This window comes from Streptococcus sanguinis (assembly GCF_020729765.1).
GTDB classification, from domain to species: domain Bacteria; phylum Bacillota; class Bacilli; order Lactobacillales; family Streptococcaceae; genus Streptococcus; species Streptococcus sanguinis_Q.
This window is the reverse complement of record NZ_JAJEPD010000032.1, coordinates 1-15,768: the sequence shown is the minus strand read 5'-3', so window position 1 is coordinate 15,768 and position 15,768 is coordinate 1. Positions and strand designations below refer to the sequence as shown.

The window sequence follows — 15,768 nt, the reverse complement described above, 5'->3', positions numbered from 1 at the left end:
GGCTAGCCCCTTTCTGCTTCCTTGATCTGCTCTAGGCTAATTCGTCCACTGTAATAGGCCTTGCCTACAATGGCTCCAGCCAAGCCTAGTTTTTTCAGCTCTTCTAAGTCATCCGCTGACTGGATGCCGCCAGAGGCAATGACTTGAGCATGCTTGAGGGACGCCAGCAATTTTTGATAATGCTGGATATTGGGGCCAGTCAGAGTACCGTCTCGGTCTACATCCGTATATACAAAGAGTCGGACACCGATCTTTTCCATGGCCAGCGCCAGGCTGATATAGTTCTGATTGCTGGTCTCCAGCCAACCCTCAGTCGCAACCAGCCCCTCTTTCGCATCAATGCCAATCACGATTTTGCTGCTTCCAAAGCTCTCTAGCGCAGCCTCAACAAATTCAGGATTCTTAACAGCCATAGAGCCAATAATGACACGGTCAATGCCAACCGCCAGGTAATCTTCAATCTGCTCCAGACTGCGGATGCCGCCCCCGACTTGGATAGCTAGACCAGTCTCCGCTTTAATCTGGGCAATCAAATCTCGATTGGCCGCCCGACCTTCTAAGGCCCCATCCAAGTCAACCACATGAATCATGGTAACCCCAGCTTCTTTGAAAACTTGAGCTTGCTCCAAGACATCGGGATTGACTACCGTCTTCTGATTAAAATCCCCTTTAAAAAGGCGGACGGCCTGGCCATCTTTGATATCAATAGCGGGCAGTATTTTCATAGACATACTCCTTAAACTTCTCTAGGATACCGAGGCCAACAGCACCAGACTTTTCTGGGTGAAACTGGCAGCCAAAGACCGAGCCTCGGTGAATCATGGCTGGGATAGGCAGCCCATAATCAGCCGTCACATCCAAGTACTCCTCTGGAACATCCGTATAGTAGCTATGGACGAAATAGACTGACTGGCCATCAAGACCAGCTGTCAAAGCAGACGACTGCTGAATTTGTAAGTCATTCCAGCCCATGTGAGGTACAGGCAGACCAGCCTGGTCCGGAATCCGGCGGCAAACACCGGGAATCAAACCCAGTCCAGAGCTTTGACCATTCTCCAATCCAACCTCCAGCAGGAGCTGCATCCCTAAGCAAATCCCCAAGAGAGGCTTGCCATCAGCCACAGCCTGCTGAATAACTGACACCAGCCCTCGCTTTTCCAACTCCTGCATAGCCGCAGGAAAAGCACCGACACCAGGTAAAACCAAACCATCAGCGTCCAAAATTTCCTGCGGGTCAGCTGACAGACGCGCTTCTACTCCGACCTGAGCCAGAGCGCGGAGAACATTGGCAGTATTTCCCGCGTCATAATCAATAACAATCATCATCTCTACATCAACTCCTTTCACTCAGAAGGACAAGCTAGAGCAAGCCCTTGGTGGAGTTGACTCCATGAATCTCAGGATTTATGGTAATAGCCTCCCGCAGAGCTCGGCCACTCGCTTTAAAGAGACTTTCCGCCTTGTGGTGGCTGTTCTTGCCATGAAGGACTTTCAGGTGCAGATTCATCTGCAGATTAAAGGCTAGGGCTTGGAAAAATTCCTCCACTAGCTCGGTGTCAAAATTTCCAAGCTTGGGATTGTCAAAATCCGCCTCAAAGACCAGATAGGAGCGACCGGATAAGTCCAGACTGGCCATGCCTAGGGTTTCGTCCATAGGCACAAAGCTAGTGCCGTAGCGGTTGATACCTGCCTTGTCTCCCAAAGCCTGACGTAGAGCTTGCCCTAGCACGATGCCCACATCCTCAACCGTATGGTGGCTGTCCACCCATAGGTCGCCTTCAGCCTTGACCGTCAGAGAAATCCGACTGTGGCGGGCAAAAAGGGTCAGCATATGGTCAAAGAATCCGACACCGGTCTCGATAGCTACCGGCTCCTGTTGGTCAAGATTGACAGCCAGTTCAATATCGGTCTCCTGTGTTTTACGCTTGATTTCAGCTTGTCTCATGGCAACTCCTTTTATTTTTCCTGTCTGCGGGCTTCGATGGCCTTAGCATGTCCCTGCAGGCCTTCTGCATAGGCCAGACTGGTAATATCCTTGTCAGCTGCACCTACAGCAGCACGGCTGTACTGGGTGTACTGGATGCGCTTGATGAAGTCATAGACACCCAGAGCTGATGAAAAACGGCTGGTGCTGGTTGTCGGTAAAACGTGGTTGGCTCCCGCATAGTAGTCACCGATCGGCTCGCTAGTATAATGCCCCAGAAAGACAGAACCAGCATTTTCAACCTGATCCAGATAGCTGTAAGCATCATCCATGGCAATTTCCAAATGCTCAGGTGCCACCTGATTCATGAGCTCAAACATGGCTTCCTTAGAAGGCGCAAGAATGATGCGGCCGTTGTTCTCAATCGAAGCACGCGCGATTTCCTCTCGCGGCAGCTCTTTCAACTGTCTGTCCAGCTCTGCTTCGACTTGATCTGCCAGCACCTCCGAGTCGGTCACCAGAATAGCCCGAGCTAGCTTGTCGTGCTCAGCTTGCGATAGAAGGTCGGCCGCCACATAGACTGGACTGGCTGAACGATCCGCAATGACTCCAATCTCCGAAGGCCCAGCAATCATGTCAATTCCCACGACACCATAAACCATCTTCTTGGCCGTAGCCACAAAGATATTGCCAGGTCCCGTTATCTTATCTACCTTGGGAATGGTCTCAGTTCCATAAGCCAGAGCTGCTACACCTTGGGCTCCGCCAATTTGGAAAATCCGATCCACACCAGCCAGCTTGGCTGCGACCAAAATCGCTGGGGTAAAATGCTCCTGGGGCGGTGTAATCATGATGATTTCTTTGACACCGGCAATCTTAGCTGGGATAACATTCATGAGGACGGAGGACGGATAGGCTGCGGTGCCGCCAGGTACATAGGTGCCGACCCGCTCAATCGGCCGAATCAACTGACCACGGACAACGCCCTCGCTGGGACTATCCTCAAAACCAGTCTCCAACTGCTGGCGGTGGTAGGATTCGATATTGGCTTGGGCATGTTTCAAGGCGGCCAAGACCTCTGGATCAATCTCCTCAAAAGCCTGATCAATCAGCTCCTGCCCAATCTCAAAATCTGTCACCTCAACCTTGTCAAAGAGCATGGTATAGTCTCTTAAAGCTTGGTCACCGTCCTGTTTGACCGTTTCTATAATCTCAGCCACCGCTTCTTCCACATCTAAGTTCTGCTGGCTGAGCTGCAGCTGCTCTTCGTATAAAATCCGTGAAATTTCTTCGTTACTTCCACTTAAACGCTTGATAATTATCATTTAAAAGCCACCTCTCTTCTTCCTACTAGGGATTCAAACTTTGCCACAAAAGGCATGATATCCGGGTTATTTTTCAGGGAAGCCTGATTAGCAATGAGCCGGGCTGACACCCGACAAATGTCTTCAAAAACCAGCAGGCCGTTAGCTGACAGGGTATGCCCTGTCTCCACAATATCGACAATGGCATCCGCCAGACCCAGCACCGGTGAAATCTCCACGCTACCTTGGATGGAGATGATTTCCACATCTTCCCCCTTTTGATTAAAATAATCAGTCGCCACCGTCGGGTACTTGGTCGCAATCCGCTTGCGCTTGTGATCATGAGGGTCATAGCTGGGCACCGAGGCCAGTGAAAATTTACAAAGCCCAAAGTTCAGATCCAGCAGCTCCAGATAGCCAGTCGGATGCTCAAAGAGAATATCCTTGCCGACAATGCCCAAATCAGCGACTCCATGGCGCACATAGGTCGTCACATCAGGCCCTTTGACCAAGAGAAAGCGAAAGCGACTGTCTGGACTTTCAAAAATCAAGCTGCGCCCCTTGTCTGCCATGAAGGACATATCAAAGCCAGCCTGGGTCAAGAGCTTGACCGTATCTTTCTCAATCCGCCCCTTGGTCAGGGCAATGGTAATCTGACTCATCTGCCATCACCTTCCTTTCCACCCTCGTCCGGTAGGTCATCATGAATGGCCTGATAGACACTGTCAATGTCTAGGGACCAGCCGATAGCTGTCAGTTCTGCTGCCCCAAAGCGCTTGAAAAGCTGGTCATAGCGACCACCAGATAGAAAAGCATCTGGCACTCGGTCACCAAAGACCTTAAAGGTCAGACCAGTATAGTATGGCATGGCCGCTACCTGCCCTAGGTCCATGGTTGTCTGATCCAGCAATCCTGATAGGCTCTGCAGAACCTGCTCTATATCATCTAGAGCTGTCAATATTCTCTCGTTGTCAACCAGCTCTCTGGCCCTAGCTAAAACCTGTTGGCTAGGGCCGAACAGATAAGGCAGCTCCTGTAAAAAATCATCAAATTCACTCGATCTGGTCTGGGTGAATTCAAAGAGTCCCGTCCTGTTTTTCTTGCGAATATAATCAAGCAGCTGGGCCTCCTCCTGCGAATCCAAGGCCAGACTCTCTAGGATTGTCTGCAGGATTGCTGCATGGGAAAACTCAAACTGATAAGACTTAACCTGCGCTAAATCCAGCGACTGCTTGGCTGTCTTGATAGCCTCAAGCACCGCCTTGCGAGCTGGATAGCCGATAATCTCAATACCAGCTTGGCTGAGCTCGTTGGCAAGACCGCGCAGCTCTTCTTGATAGTGAAAGACCTTGCCCGAATAGGAAAACTTGGTAGGCGTATGCACCCTGGTCGAAGCAATAACCCGACCAATCTGGCTGGTCACATCTGGCCGTAGAACCAGTAGCTCGCCTTTTTTATCGAAAAGATGATAATGATGGGGCTCCACATAGTCACTGAAGACCTCGAAGTGCTCCAAAGTCGGTGTGTCAATCCGATTGAAGCCCTGAGCCATCAGGAAATCACTGATGTCCCGCTCAATCTCGTAAGTCACACGCGCCCTCTTGAAAAGCTTGTCATGCATGCCAATCGGAAGGGTGATTTTATTCATAGGCTGCTTTCCTTTCTTGCTCTATTTTTACACTGGATGGCTTTGAGTCTAACTCTCAGCTACTGCAAATGTCCTTGATAGCTGCCAGTACTTTTTCCATCTCCTCTCGCCGTCCGATAGAGATGCGCAGGAAGTCCTTGATTCGTTCTGCTTTTGGAAAATACCGCACATAAATCCGACGCTCCTCTAACTGCTGAAAAAGCTCTGCTGCAGAAATTCCACTAGGCTGGGCTAAGACAAAGTTGGTCTGACTAGGCAGGACTTGGAAATCCAGCGCAGACAATTCCCCAGCAAACCAATCTCGGGTCTCTTGTATGGCTCTGCCAGTCTCCAGATAATAATCCCAATCTTCCACCGCAGCAAGGGCCAAGCGCTCTGCCAACAGATCCACCGAGTAAGGATTAATGGAATCCTTGACAGCTTTCATGACAGCTATTAAGTCTGGATGACCGATACCGTAGCCCACTCGCAGACCAGCTAAGGCAGCATCCTTGGAAAAGGTCCGTGTGATAAAGAGGTTGGGATAGGTGTCTAGCAGAGGCAAGGCAGATTGACCGCCAAAGTGAATATAGGCCTCATCCACCACCACGACCACATCCTGATTGGATGCTAGAATTTCCTCCAACTGATCCAGCGGCAGATAAATCCCCGTCGGAGCATTGGGATTGGCTAGGATAATACCGCCATTATCTCCAAAATAATCTGACGGATGGACCTCAAAATCGGCTGTCAGAGGGATTTCTCGAAAAGGCACGTGGTAGAGGTCCGCCCAAACCTTGTAAAAACCATAGGTCAAGTCCGGAAATAAGACCGACTCGCCGCTGTTAAAGAAGGCCAGGAAAGCCATGGACAAGATGTCATCACTCCCGTTACCAATAATGAGCTGGTCGGGCGAAATACCTAAATTTGCCGCCAAAGCTTGACAGAGCTCCGCCTGATCCAAACTGGAATACTTGCGCAACTCCTGGACATCAAAGTTCTGCAGGACCTCTGCCACCTTAGGACTTGGTCCATAAGCATTTTCATTGGTATTGAGCTTAATCATGTCTGGCTCATTGGGCTGCTGCCCTGCTACATAGGGATTAATCTGCCTGAGACCTTTTAGCTTAACCATCTTGTCACCTCTCTTTCACACACTAGCCATTATCTGACTCTGATTATCTTTTAGAACTTCTAATAAATGAAAGACGGAATTTACCGCTTTGGTAACGAAAATAGGGAATCTTCTGGTTTAAATATAATAAAAAGCCCTCGCAAAAAAACTTTGCAAGGACGTTGACACGTGGTTCCACCTTTATTCGGACCTCAGTCGCCTGAGGACCCTCTGGGAGTACGGGACTCCAGATTGATAACGGCAATCAGCCGTCGGACACTAGTCTCAGACTGCTGACTGATTTCGCATCCGCACTCAAGAATGTGTCGTCTAAGGATTGCATGCCGTCTCACCATTAGGCACTCTCTGTTTCTTGTCTCAGACTTTTTCTCTCATCGCTTTCAATTTATTGTTGAATATTCTACATGAATTTTTATTAAAAAGCAAGAGGAAAATTGAAAAAAATTAATTATTTTTTTCTTTCTAAATAAATTAACGTTCTTTCAGCATGGCACTAGACAAATCCAACAAACTAATCGCTGTTTCAAAATGCTCCCCCATCAGATCATAGACAGCATCTTCGCTTAAGACGCCGCAAGCTATATTTTCAGGGAAATCCGGTCCATTCGAGAATTCTAAATCATCAAAAAATTCCTGACCAGTATAGTAGTCCCTCAGCTGGATATAATCTGACTGGAAGCGCTCTAGTTCAGCTAAAGCTTCCTGAGCTCTTGCCAATACCTGAGAATATTTATTCAGGTGCTTTTCCATTTTTTGAATCCGTTCTAACTGTTCCACAGGCTTCCTTCCTTTCCGAACACGACAAACGAATCAGTCCACCTGAACTACCTGCAGCTGCTCACCGCCTAGCAGAATCAAATATTTTTCAATCTGCGAAATGCCATAAGAGCGGCTGAGAGCTTGAGCATATAAGTCTAGCTGGCTACGGTAGCGAGCAATCAACTCAGACGAATCCTTGTATTTATCCGTCTTGTAGTCAAAGAGGATAATCCGGTCCTCAAAAAGCAGGTAACCATCCAAAATACCCCGCAAAACAAATTCCTGACCGCTAGCGTCATCCCTCTTGAGCATGGCAAATGGTGCTTCTCGACGAACTCTGTCACTGTTCTCAATCAAGAGGCGTCCCAAATCCGTCTCGAAGAAAGATGCAATCTTAGGCAGCTGAATCTGATTTTTGACCGCTTCATCGGCCTGAACCTGAGCCAAGGCAGAACGAAGTACAGCCATGCTGGGCCTGCTATCTAAAGGAATCCGCTGCATGAGTTCATGAACGGCACTGCCGACTTGAGCCCCAGTCACTTTGGCTTTCTTGCCAAAATCAGGCAACTCAAAGCTGGGCTGCGGCCGAAAAACTGCTCGCTCATCCATGATATCCAGACCATCCATATCCATGATTGGCTCATAGAATTTCTTAATCTGACTAGGTGTCCGCACACTAGGCAGCTCAATGGCAGATTGGTACTGGCTATTCAGCCGATCCACGCTTTCTAAAATATCCAGAGCCCGACGGATGTCGTCCGACTGACGATTATCCGCCAAATCATCCGCTGGAAAGTGCACAGGCTCATTAATTCGCCCTATCTCTTCAGCAGTTAGCTCCTCATCAGTAACAAAACGGGTCTCGTAGGCAAGATTCTCATCGGAAAAAACAGCCTGAATGGCATAGAGCCAGTCTTGGAAATTACTGAGCTGGCTGCGCAGACTGGCAGACAAACGCCCTTGTTGGCTCTTGCCCCACTGACGCTTATCCAAAACCTCTTGACTGCCCTTGCCGACCAGATAAAGCTTGGTTTCAGCCCGCGTCATGGCCACATAAAGCAAACGCATTTGCTCAGACAAACTGGCCAACTGCAGCTCCGCTAGATTCTGCTGATAAGGCAGCGTATCCATGGAAATACGCAGCTGATTTGGCGCATAAGGATCTTCCACAGACACCGATACATTCGCCACATACTTGATGCCGACTCCTTTGGTCCGGCTAAGGATGATAGCAGAGCTGCTATCCTGACGGTTGAAAGCCTTGTCCATATTGAGCAGAAAGACATACTTGAACTCCAGCCCCTTACTCTTATGAATGGTCATGAGACGAACGGCGTCCTTAGGCGCCGCCACTGGCACACTGGCTAGATCGTGCTGATTTTCTAAGATACGGTCTATCATCCCGATAAAGCGAGAGAGACCTTTAAAGCTAGACTTTTCATACTCATTAGCCCGCAAAGAGAGAGCATAGAGATTGGCCTGTCTCTGGGCACCATTGACTAGAGTCCCCACCATGTCATAGTAGAAACGGTCCTGGTAAATCTTCCAAATCAAATCATACAGCGAATGCGTCTTGGAATAAGTCCGCCAGCCTTGCAGGGTCTCATGGAAATGCTGCAGCTTTTTCTGCAGTTCCTGGGTGACTAAAGCTGTTTGCAAACCTCTACCTTCAAGGGCATTAACCAGCTTTTCATAAAGATTTTCCTGAGAACGCTCTTGACTGACCTGCAGGGACAGCCGAGCTAGCTCGTCCTCACCAAAGTCAAACATGGGAGACTTGAGAAGGGCGGTCAGGGCATAGTCATTCAGCGGATTATTGATGGTCCGCAGAGTATCTAGCATGACTAAGACCTCAACCGACTGCAGATAGTTTGCTGCACCATCATCTGGTACCAGCGGGATTTGGTGCTCCTCAAAGGCAGCCAAAATCAAGTCATTACGAGTTCTGGATGCCGTCAGGAGCGTGATATCTTTAAAAGCCACTCCCTCTTCATTGTGCAGGCGGATGATTTCCTTGATGACTAGGTCCACTTCCCCAGCTGATACTGCCTGTGGCAAGCCTTCATCAGTCTCCTCTTCCGGACTCTCCTTGGAGCCTTCATAGATTAAGAAGGAAGCGCGGTTAGCTGGATTAGGCTCTCGTTTGGCTGGATTTCCAGCTACCAGATAGTGGGTTTCATTGTAGTCAATTTCTCCCACTTCTTCATCCATCAGGCGTTTAAAAACATCGTTGGTCGCTTCCAGCACCTCAAGATGACTGCGAAAATTTTCCTTAAGGACGATTAGTTTACCCTGACTGCTATCCTCTTGATAGACTTTAAACTTATCACTGAAAATCTGTGGATCCGCTTGACGGAAACGATAGATAGACTGCTTGATATCGCCCACCATAAAACGATTTTGCCCTCTGGAAAGTAAGTCCAGCATTCGCTCCTGCGTGTGGTTGGTATCCTGATACTCGTCTACCATGACCTCGTGGTAGCGCTCCTGATAAAAGCGCCGCACCTCTGGGAATCTCTCTAAAATCTCAATAGCAAAATGGCTGATGTCACCAAATTCAAAGGCATTTTCTACTTTCTTTCGCTCCAAGTAGGCCTGTGCAAAGTCCGCCACAAAATCCCGCAGAAGCTCAACCAGAGGCAGGCATTCATCCTGGTGCTGCTCGATAAAGTCCATCTGATAAAGCTGCTGGTCAAAGCTTCGCAGCCGCTCAATCATAGGCTTCCTGGCCTCATTGTAGTCCTTGGCCATTTCTTTTTTGAGCTCGTCAGCATTCTTGCCAACCCGAGCTGTAAAGGCCTGGCCATTGGAAAGTTGGGAAAGTGTCACGATCTGCTTGAGAATCTGAGCCGTGTCCTCTATCGATGACAATTCATTCAGGCCTGCTAAGACGGTCAGAGCATCTTGGACATTTTCCTGATATTTAGCACCTGCAAATTCTCTTCCTTCATGCTCCAGATGGGCAGAAAAGAAAGCTTCCAGCTCCCAAAGGGCTGATTTGATTTGGTCAAATACCCGCTCTCTTTCTGCTGCAAAGTCGCTGTGCTCATAACCATAGAGGAAGGTCTCTTCCAGCCAGCGCTGAGGACTGCTGGTTGATTGCAGAAAGCTGTAAATCCGATAAACTTGCTCTCGGAAACCTGATAAATCCCTGCGCTTACCAGTGAAATTCTTAACCAAACGGCTAAACAAAGCCTGACGCTCGCTGTCATAGTAACGGTCAAACACTTGACTGAAAACTTCATTTTGCAGAATCAGCTGCTCACTGGCAGACTGGAGAATCCGAAAATTTGGCGCTAAACCAAGCAGGTAACCATAGCGACTAAGCACTTTCTGAGTAAAGGCGTCCATAGTACCAATATCGGCATTGGGCAGATCAGCCAATTGCTGAGCCAAATGTTGCTTGAGTTCAGGACTATCGGCCTTTTTCAAGGCCTGCCCCAGTTCCTTCTCCAACCTCTCTTTTAGCTCGCCTGCTGCCTTAACAGTAAAGGTTGAGATAAAGAGCTGACTGACAGCAACACCTCTTAGAATCTGGTCAATAATCCGCTGGACCATGACAAAAGTCTTACCCGAGCCGGCCGAAGCGGAGACCAGAATATTCTGGCCAGAGGAGTAGATGGCCTCAATCTGCTCTGCCGTCTTTTTCTGTGGCTTGTCCGAAGCAGCTTCTTGGGCTTGCTTAAGAGCAATTTCTTCTGCAGTTAAAAAAGGAATTCTCTTCATTTTTCCATCTCCTCCCTCATCTTTTCTAGCCAGGCCTGGCGCAACTTCTCACCAGTCGGACGCCTATCAAACTTGCTTGCATCCAGCTTTTCTAATTGGCGTGCCTGTCCCAGGTGTAGATTGGCTTCAAAGCCAGTAATAGCCTTAAACTGCTCTACATAAGGAGCAATGCTGCGCCCATTCTCTATATAAGGATTGACTGCAAAATGGCCCGATAGAATGCCTTCTGCAGCTTTTTTGTAGAGATAAGCATTATAGGCCAGCAGTAAGTCCAAGTCCTCCCGGCTCAGCAAGTTGGTCTTATTTTTTTCATAGAGCGGACCAAGCTCCTTGACAGCATCAGCCACAAAAAGTCCCTTGTACTGCAATGGCTTCATAGACTGATTGACCGCATCCGCCAAGGTCTTGGTATCTTTAAGCGCCATAATCGGATCAGTCATCTGCAAATACATGGCGCCAAAAGTTCCCTTATCCTCTTGATAGTCTGCTAACTCCTCAATCGCTGCCAGATAGGTCGGCAGCTGAGAATTCAGTCCGTTAAAGAATTTTTCAAAGCTGAACTTAATATCGCCAGACTTATAGTCCACCACTCCCAAACTCTCGGTCTTAGTCAGACGGTCAATCCGGTCCACCTTACCGCTCACGGTCACTGCTCTGCCATTTTCCAAGGTCAGGAAAGGCTTAGAAGCTGAGCCAAAGCCAGTCTCCTCGCCAATAGTCTCAATCCCGGTTGGATGAGCCAACACACGGCCGGTCGCCCGCGCCGTATCTAGCAAGAGCTGGCGCGCAAAACGGGTCTGACCTGACTCACTGTAGATGTTCTCAAACTCAGACTCTCGGCTGGTCTCTTCCATAGCCTGCGCCAAACGCCGGTCAAAATCAGCTGACGAATCATCCTGCAGGACCTTTTCAAAGATCCGATGGAGGAAAATCCCATGACTGCGAGCATCGGGATGAATAGTCCACTCTTCCTGCAGGCGCAGAACATACCTGAGAAAATAACCATACTGATGCCGGAAATATTCGTTGAGAGCAGAGGCTGAAAGTCGGAGAGGCTGCTCCTGAGGGTAGAGGGCTTGCAGAGTTTCCGGCTGCAGAGTCTCCGTTTTTAGTTCCTTGCTGATTTGCGGAATGCTGATGCCCTCTGCTGCTAACTTCTTGCGGAGAACCCGCACAGCCACTGCCCAAAAAGTCTGCTCCTCCGTTGTCCACTCTCGATCAATCTCCTCTTGGTGGAGCTCGATGATTTGAGACAAGAGAGCTCGGTAGCTGCCAATATCGTCACTGGAAGCTTGAGGCTTTTTGACAATGATGGGCAAGGAAAGGGGAGCTGCAATCAATTCCAGTAGATAGGTCGACATGCTGTCCTCTACTTCATTGACCAAGGCTGGCGCAGACAAGACCAGCTCTTTAGTAGAAGAATTAATCAACGAAAGCGCTGTATAGCGATTCTTCTTGAGATTTTCTGAACTGGCAATCTGCAGTTCGGCCTGAGAATCCGTTGCGTCATTGAGCCGAGCCCGATCTTCATCACTAAGCAGACTCTTGTTTTGCGCGATTTTCGGGAAACGCTCTTGGGTCAGTCCAATCGCGTAGACATAAGGAGCTGCTAAAGGCTCTATCAGGTCATAAGACTGTACCTTGACCACATCTACTGTCGCCGGCACCGTCCGATAGTTGGACAAAAGCATGCCTGAGAGGACCAAAACTAGAAAATCATCCAGTTTGACCTTGCTATCTGCAAAGACCTGAGCAAACTGCTCTAAGACATGACTGAAAGCCTTCCAGACTTCCTCATGGCGCTCCTGCTCCTGCTGACTTTCTCCCTGTAGTAGAGCCGTCAAATTGTCAGACAAACGGGCTGCTTGGACGAACTCCGTAAACTTAGCTAAGAGACCAGACGCCGTCTGACTACGGGATTTGAAAAAGTCTTGCAGTGGAGTCATGACCCGACGACGAATATGATTGAGACGGTCTAGGTCAAATTTCCCTTGGCTATTGGCCGTGAAATCCTTAGCTAGCTTGCTAGCTCCCTTGATATCCGCAAAGCGCAGATATTGCTCAAAATGATCCAGCTCCTCCTGAGTCAAATCTCCGTAGAGCCCTGTCTTTAAGAGATTGAGCAGGTCTTCCAGTTGGAAGTTATAGCGTTTGAGCCGCTCCAAGGACTCAACAAACTGAACCAGCGGATGCTGAACCATTGACTCGCTCCGCCCCAGATAGTAGGGAATCTGATAGTGGTCAAAAATGGTCTTGAGCTGAAGCTGGTAGGCTTCCACATCTCCCAAAAGCAGACGAATATCCTTATAGCGCACACCATCATGAACCCGCTGCCGGATGGACTTAGCCACATACTCCAGCTCTTCTTTCTGGTTCATAGTAGCCCAAATTTGAAGCTGTGAGCGGTCTATCTCACTAACTTCAACAGCCGGCTCAGAAAAATCATAACGACTCTCCAAGACCTTAGAAATCCGTCCAAAGGCATCTTCTGCTTCCGCATGAGGTATATAGTCAGGCTTGACCTGATAATCCTCGGCCAGCTTTCTCAAAAAATCCACGCTGGCTTGATAGAGATTGCCCTCACGAAAGGCCGCTCGATAGGCTTTTTGGCTGGCATAGGTCCCGATAACAATCTCCACACCTTTTCGATGCAGGAGACCGACCAGGTATTCCTCTTCGGCAGAAAAACGAGTAAAGCCATCGATGACCAGAGCCAAATCTGCCAATTCTTTATCTGTGTCGCCAGCCAGAATATGCTGGGTAAAAGCAGCAATCTGAGAAGACGAATCAAAATTGCCCTTATTCAGAGCAGCAGTCACCGCAGTAAAAATCTTGACCAGTTCCTCCCGCTTCTCAGGCTCCTCAAGAAATTCCAGATCCGCAAAGGACATTTGAGCGGTCTGCAGTTCATGGTAAAGGTCCATCAGTTGCTGGATAAACTGGGCATCCTTCTTAATCCGGCCATAGACCTTAAGATCTCCATCATCCAGCTCTGTCAAGGTCCGATAAATCAGCATTCCCAGACCAATATCGTCCAAACTCTGCCCTTGCCGAACATCATTGAGGACAAAATACCGAGCCATCTGGGCAAAGCGCGTCACCGTAATGGCAAAGGAAGCCTGAGTCTTCAGGCACTCCAAAACCGCCCGCTCCTTCTCAAAAGAAAGCGAATTAGGCGCAATATAAAAGACTCGCTTACCGGCCGCCACCAAGCTCTCAGCCTCAGCCACCAAAACCTTGGTCAAAGAATGGCGAATATCTGTATAAAGTAATTTCATAGCCTGCCTTTTCCTCTAGAAAATATAGGAACATTATACCATTTTTACCGATAATTCTCATGAGCTATACTTTCAAAGCCGGGGCAAACTTTATCGCTAAAATAGTACTTCTCTGACAATCATGCCGCACCAAGAAATAAATGAAAAAGCCACTGCCTCCAGTGACTTCCTAAGGCTCTCACTTCTTTCAAAGTAAGGGCTCATTTAATCTTATGCTTATTCATCTTTTCTTCAAAAATGCTTGTCATAACCACGCGCAATTCTTCTCTTTCCTTGTTAGGAAGTTCGCCTTGCTGCTTAGCAACAGCGAATAGTTCAGGATATTGCTTGGCAACTCTCTCAACCGTCTTGGTCATCGCATGGCCTCTCACGAAGAAAGGAATCCTCTTAATCCATTCCTCAGGCACGAGTGCCAGAATCTTTTTGGCAGCTTCCTTATCGGAAATTTCTGCGGTGCTGAGCCCTTGATTGATCTGCTCTTGCTCTTTTTCTGTAAAATCTTTTAATTCCATACGCTAAATCTCCCAGTTCTATTTTCTTAATGCCAACTAAAGCACACTATTTACCCTCTACCCACTTATCGTTGTCCATGATAAAAGGTTTGGCCAAACCTTCCCCTGTATAGTCTTTATATTTGGTCTGCAAGTATTTGTAGACATCTTCCTTGGTCGCAAACTTGATAGCCTGGTAAGGCTCTTCAAAGGTCAGCTTTTCGATAAATAAATATCCGTCTTTATCTGGAACCAAGACGCCGACATGCCCTACAAAGAGAGAATCACCGTCAAGATTGTCGTGGACAATGACAGAAAGCATCCGTGCTTTTTCACTAAACTTGAACTGTTTGAAGTATTCCTCCATCTTCTTAGCATGGACTTTTACATCTTGAGTCGCTTCAGTCTTGACTCTTGAAAACAGGATATTAAATTCTTCCTTATCCTTGGCATCAAAGAGCTTGCCCTTGTCAATCGAATCATTATCTATGAACAAGAGTTCGTCATCTTTTTCTATTTGAGGGATGTCGATGCTATTTTTCAACAAAGTGTAAGTATTAATCCGACAATTTGTCCCGATAAAATCGCCCTTCTTTGCCTGCCACAGAGGATTAATTTTTTCTACATCATATTCGGTTTTGGTAAACTTAGTGAAATCGCCCGTTAATCCAGTAGAGCCAACAAGTCCATTGTAGTCATTGACTAGATTGACAAAGTTATCGACACTGTCTTTATCCAAGTCGGCTGCCAACAAATTCTTAACTTCTTCGACACTCTTTTTACTGTTTAGATTTGAATAAGTCGATGTAGTTTGACTTGTTTCTTTATTTTTCTGCGAACTAGCACATGCCACCAGCCCAAAAGCCAAAGCTAAGCAGGCGCAGGACATGATTATTTTGCTGTATTTCTTCATTCTTATTTCTCTCCACTATTTGTATTCAATTGACTATTTTGCTTTACAATTTTTCTGATGAGCCTTCAACTTTTTTATAGCCCAATCATAATGGCTGGAAGTAGCACTTACAAAATAGGAACCTAGTTCAGTCCCTCCGACCCATTTATAGACTTTTTTTGAAAATAATTCTTCGTTTGTAAATGTGTCTGCCAACTTCAAAACATCTTGATGGGACTGATGAAAGATCTCAGTTGCCTCTTTTAGAGAAGTCTTTTGATGTTTCTTCCAAAATTCCAGATTCAGCTCTCCATAGGTCCTCCAGTTGTAGGGCGCAGGAAGAAAGGGCTGCTCTTGCCCCTTTTGATTGGAATACACCCAATCCAACAAGAGCTGATGCCATTCATAGAGGTGAATCAAAACATCTCTTACATTTTTATCTCGTCTCCAATGGGCCTCTTTCTTCTTTTCATCCCGAGAAAAATCAAAAGGGGTATGTAACTCTTGATCAGATAACTTGGAAATGAGAGTTTGTAACTTCTCATAGTTTTCCTTAGCAGCTAGCATCAAATCTTCTTTAGTTTTCGGTCTAGGCATAAGATTGCACTCCTTGCATCTTTAGGCTCTTGGAA

13 protein-coding genes are annotated in these 15,768 nt (G+C 47.6%); all 13 read right to left on the bottom strand.

Annotated elements, in window-relative coordinates; genetic code table 11:
• Window positions 1-2: 2 nt before the first annotated feature.
• The 13 genes from hisA to K4H96_RS04200 all read right to left on the bottom strand — a co-directional run bounded on the left by hisA (window position 3) and on the right by K4H96_RS04200 (window position 15,733).
• Window positions 3-725 carry a 1-(5-phosphoribosyl)-5-[(5-phosphoribosylamino)methylideneamino]imidazole-4-carboxamide isomerase gene (hisA, locus tag K4H96_RS04260; RefSeq protein WP_223337027.1) on the bottom strand — a complete coding sequence of 241 codons (723 nt, stop codon included), beginning with the start codon at window positions 723-725 and terminating at the stop codon, window positions 3-5.
• Entirely contained in the window at window positions 703-1,326 is a 624-nt protein-coding gene (hisH, locus tag K4H96_RS04255; protein WP_223337028.1) for an imidazole glycerol phosphate synthase subunit HisH, read from the bottom strand. Before hisH ends, hisA begins: the two co-directional genes overlap by 23 nt.
• A gap of 34 nt (window positions 1,327-1,360) precedes the next feature.
• The gene (gene hisB / locus K4H96_RS04250; protein ID WP_002930878.1) at window positions 1,361-1,945 is read right to left on the bottom strand and encodes an imidazoleglycerol-phosphate dehydratase HisB; all 585 of its coding nucleotides are present in this window, start codon (window positions 1,943-1,945) and stop codon (window positions 1,361-1,363) included.
• Between the two features lie 11 nt (window positions 1,946-1,956).
• A complete protein-coding gene (hisD, locus tag K4H96_RS04245; RefSeq protein ID WP_223337029.1) occupies window positions 1,957-3,249 on the bottom strand; it encodes a histidinol dehydrogenase in 1,293 nt (430 codons plus the stop codon).
• The gene (gene hisG, locus K4H96_RS04240; RefSeq protein ID WP_223337030.1) at window positions 3,246-3,890 is read right to left on the bottom strand and encodes an ATP phosphoribosyltransferase; all 645 of its coding nucleotides are present in this window, start codon (window positions 3,888-3,890) and stop codon (window positions 3,246-3,248) included. The genes hisD and hisG overlap by 4 nt, the downstream gene beginning before the upstream one ends.
• Window positions 3,887-4,876, bottom strand: a complete 990-nt coding sequence (locus tag K4H96_RS04235) for an ATP phosphoribosyltransferase regulatory subunit (RefSeq protein WP_002909408.1) — start codon at window positions 4,874-4,876, stop codon at window positions 3,887-3,889. Before K4H96_RS04235 ends, hisG begins: the two co-directional genes overlap by 4 nt.
• 55 nt (window positions 4,877-4,931) lie before the next feature.
• A complete protein-coding gene (gene hisC, locus K4H96_RS04230) occupies window positions 4,932-5,990 on the bottom strand; it encodes a histidinol-phosphate transaminase (protein ID WP_223337031.1) in 1,059 nt (352 codons plus the stop codon).
• Between the two features lie 471 nt (window positions 5,991-6,461).
• A complete protein-coding gene (locus tag K4H96_RS04225) occupies window positions 6,462-6,767 on the bottom strand; it encodes a DUF4298 domain-containing protein (RefSeq protein ID WP_223337032.1) in 306 nt (101 codons plus the stop codon).
• Window positions 6,768-6,800: 33 nt separating this feature from the next.
• Complete coding sequence (gene addA / locus K4H96_RS04220) at window positions 6,801-10,475, bottom strand: helicase-exonuclease AddAB subunit AddA (RefSeq protein WP_223337033.1); 3,675 nt, start codon at window positions 10,473-10,475, stop codon at window positions 6,801-6,803.
• Entirely contained in the window at window positions 10,472-13,753 is a 3,282-nt protein-coding gene (gene rexB / locus K4H96_RS04215) for an ATP-dependent nuclease subunit B (RefSeq protein ID WP_223337034.1), read from the bottom strand. Before rexB ends, addA begins: the two co-directional genes overlap by 4 nt.
• A 200-nt stretch (window positions 13,754-13,953) precedes the next feature.
• Window positions 13,954-14,265, bottom strand: coding sequence for a hypothetical protein (locus tag K4H96_RS04210; protein ID WP_004186406.1), 312 nt, complete (start codon window positions 14,263-14,265; stop codon window positions 13,954-13,956).
• A gap of 46 nt (window positions 14,266-14,311) precedes the next feature.
• Entirely contained in the window at window positions 14,312-15,157 is an 846-nt protein-coding gene (locus K4H96_RS04205; protein WP_002900069.1) for a DUF4300 family protein, read from the bottom strand.
• A 33-nt stretch (window positions 15,158-15,190) separates the two neighbouring features.
• On the bottom strand, window positions 15,191-15,733 hold the full coding sequence (locus K4H96_RS04200; RefSeq protein WP_049553315.1) for a ClbS/DfsB family four-helix bundle protein: 543 nt from the start codon (window positions 15,731-15,733) through the stop codon (window positions 15,191-15,193).
• Window positions 15,734-15,768 lie beyond the last annotated feature (35 nt).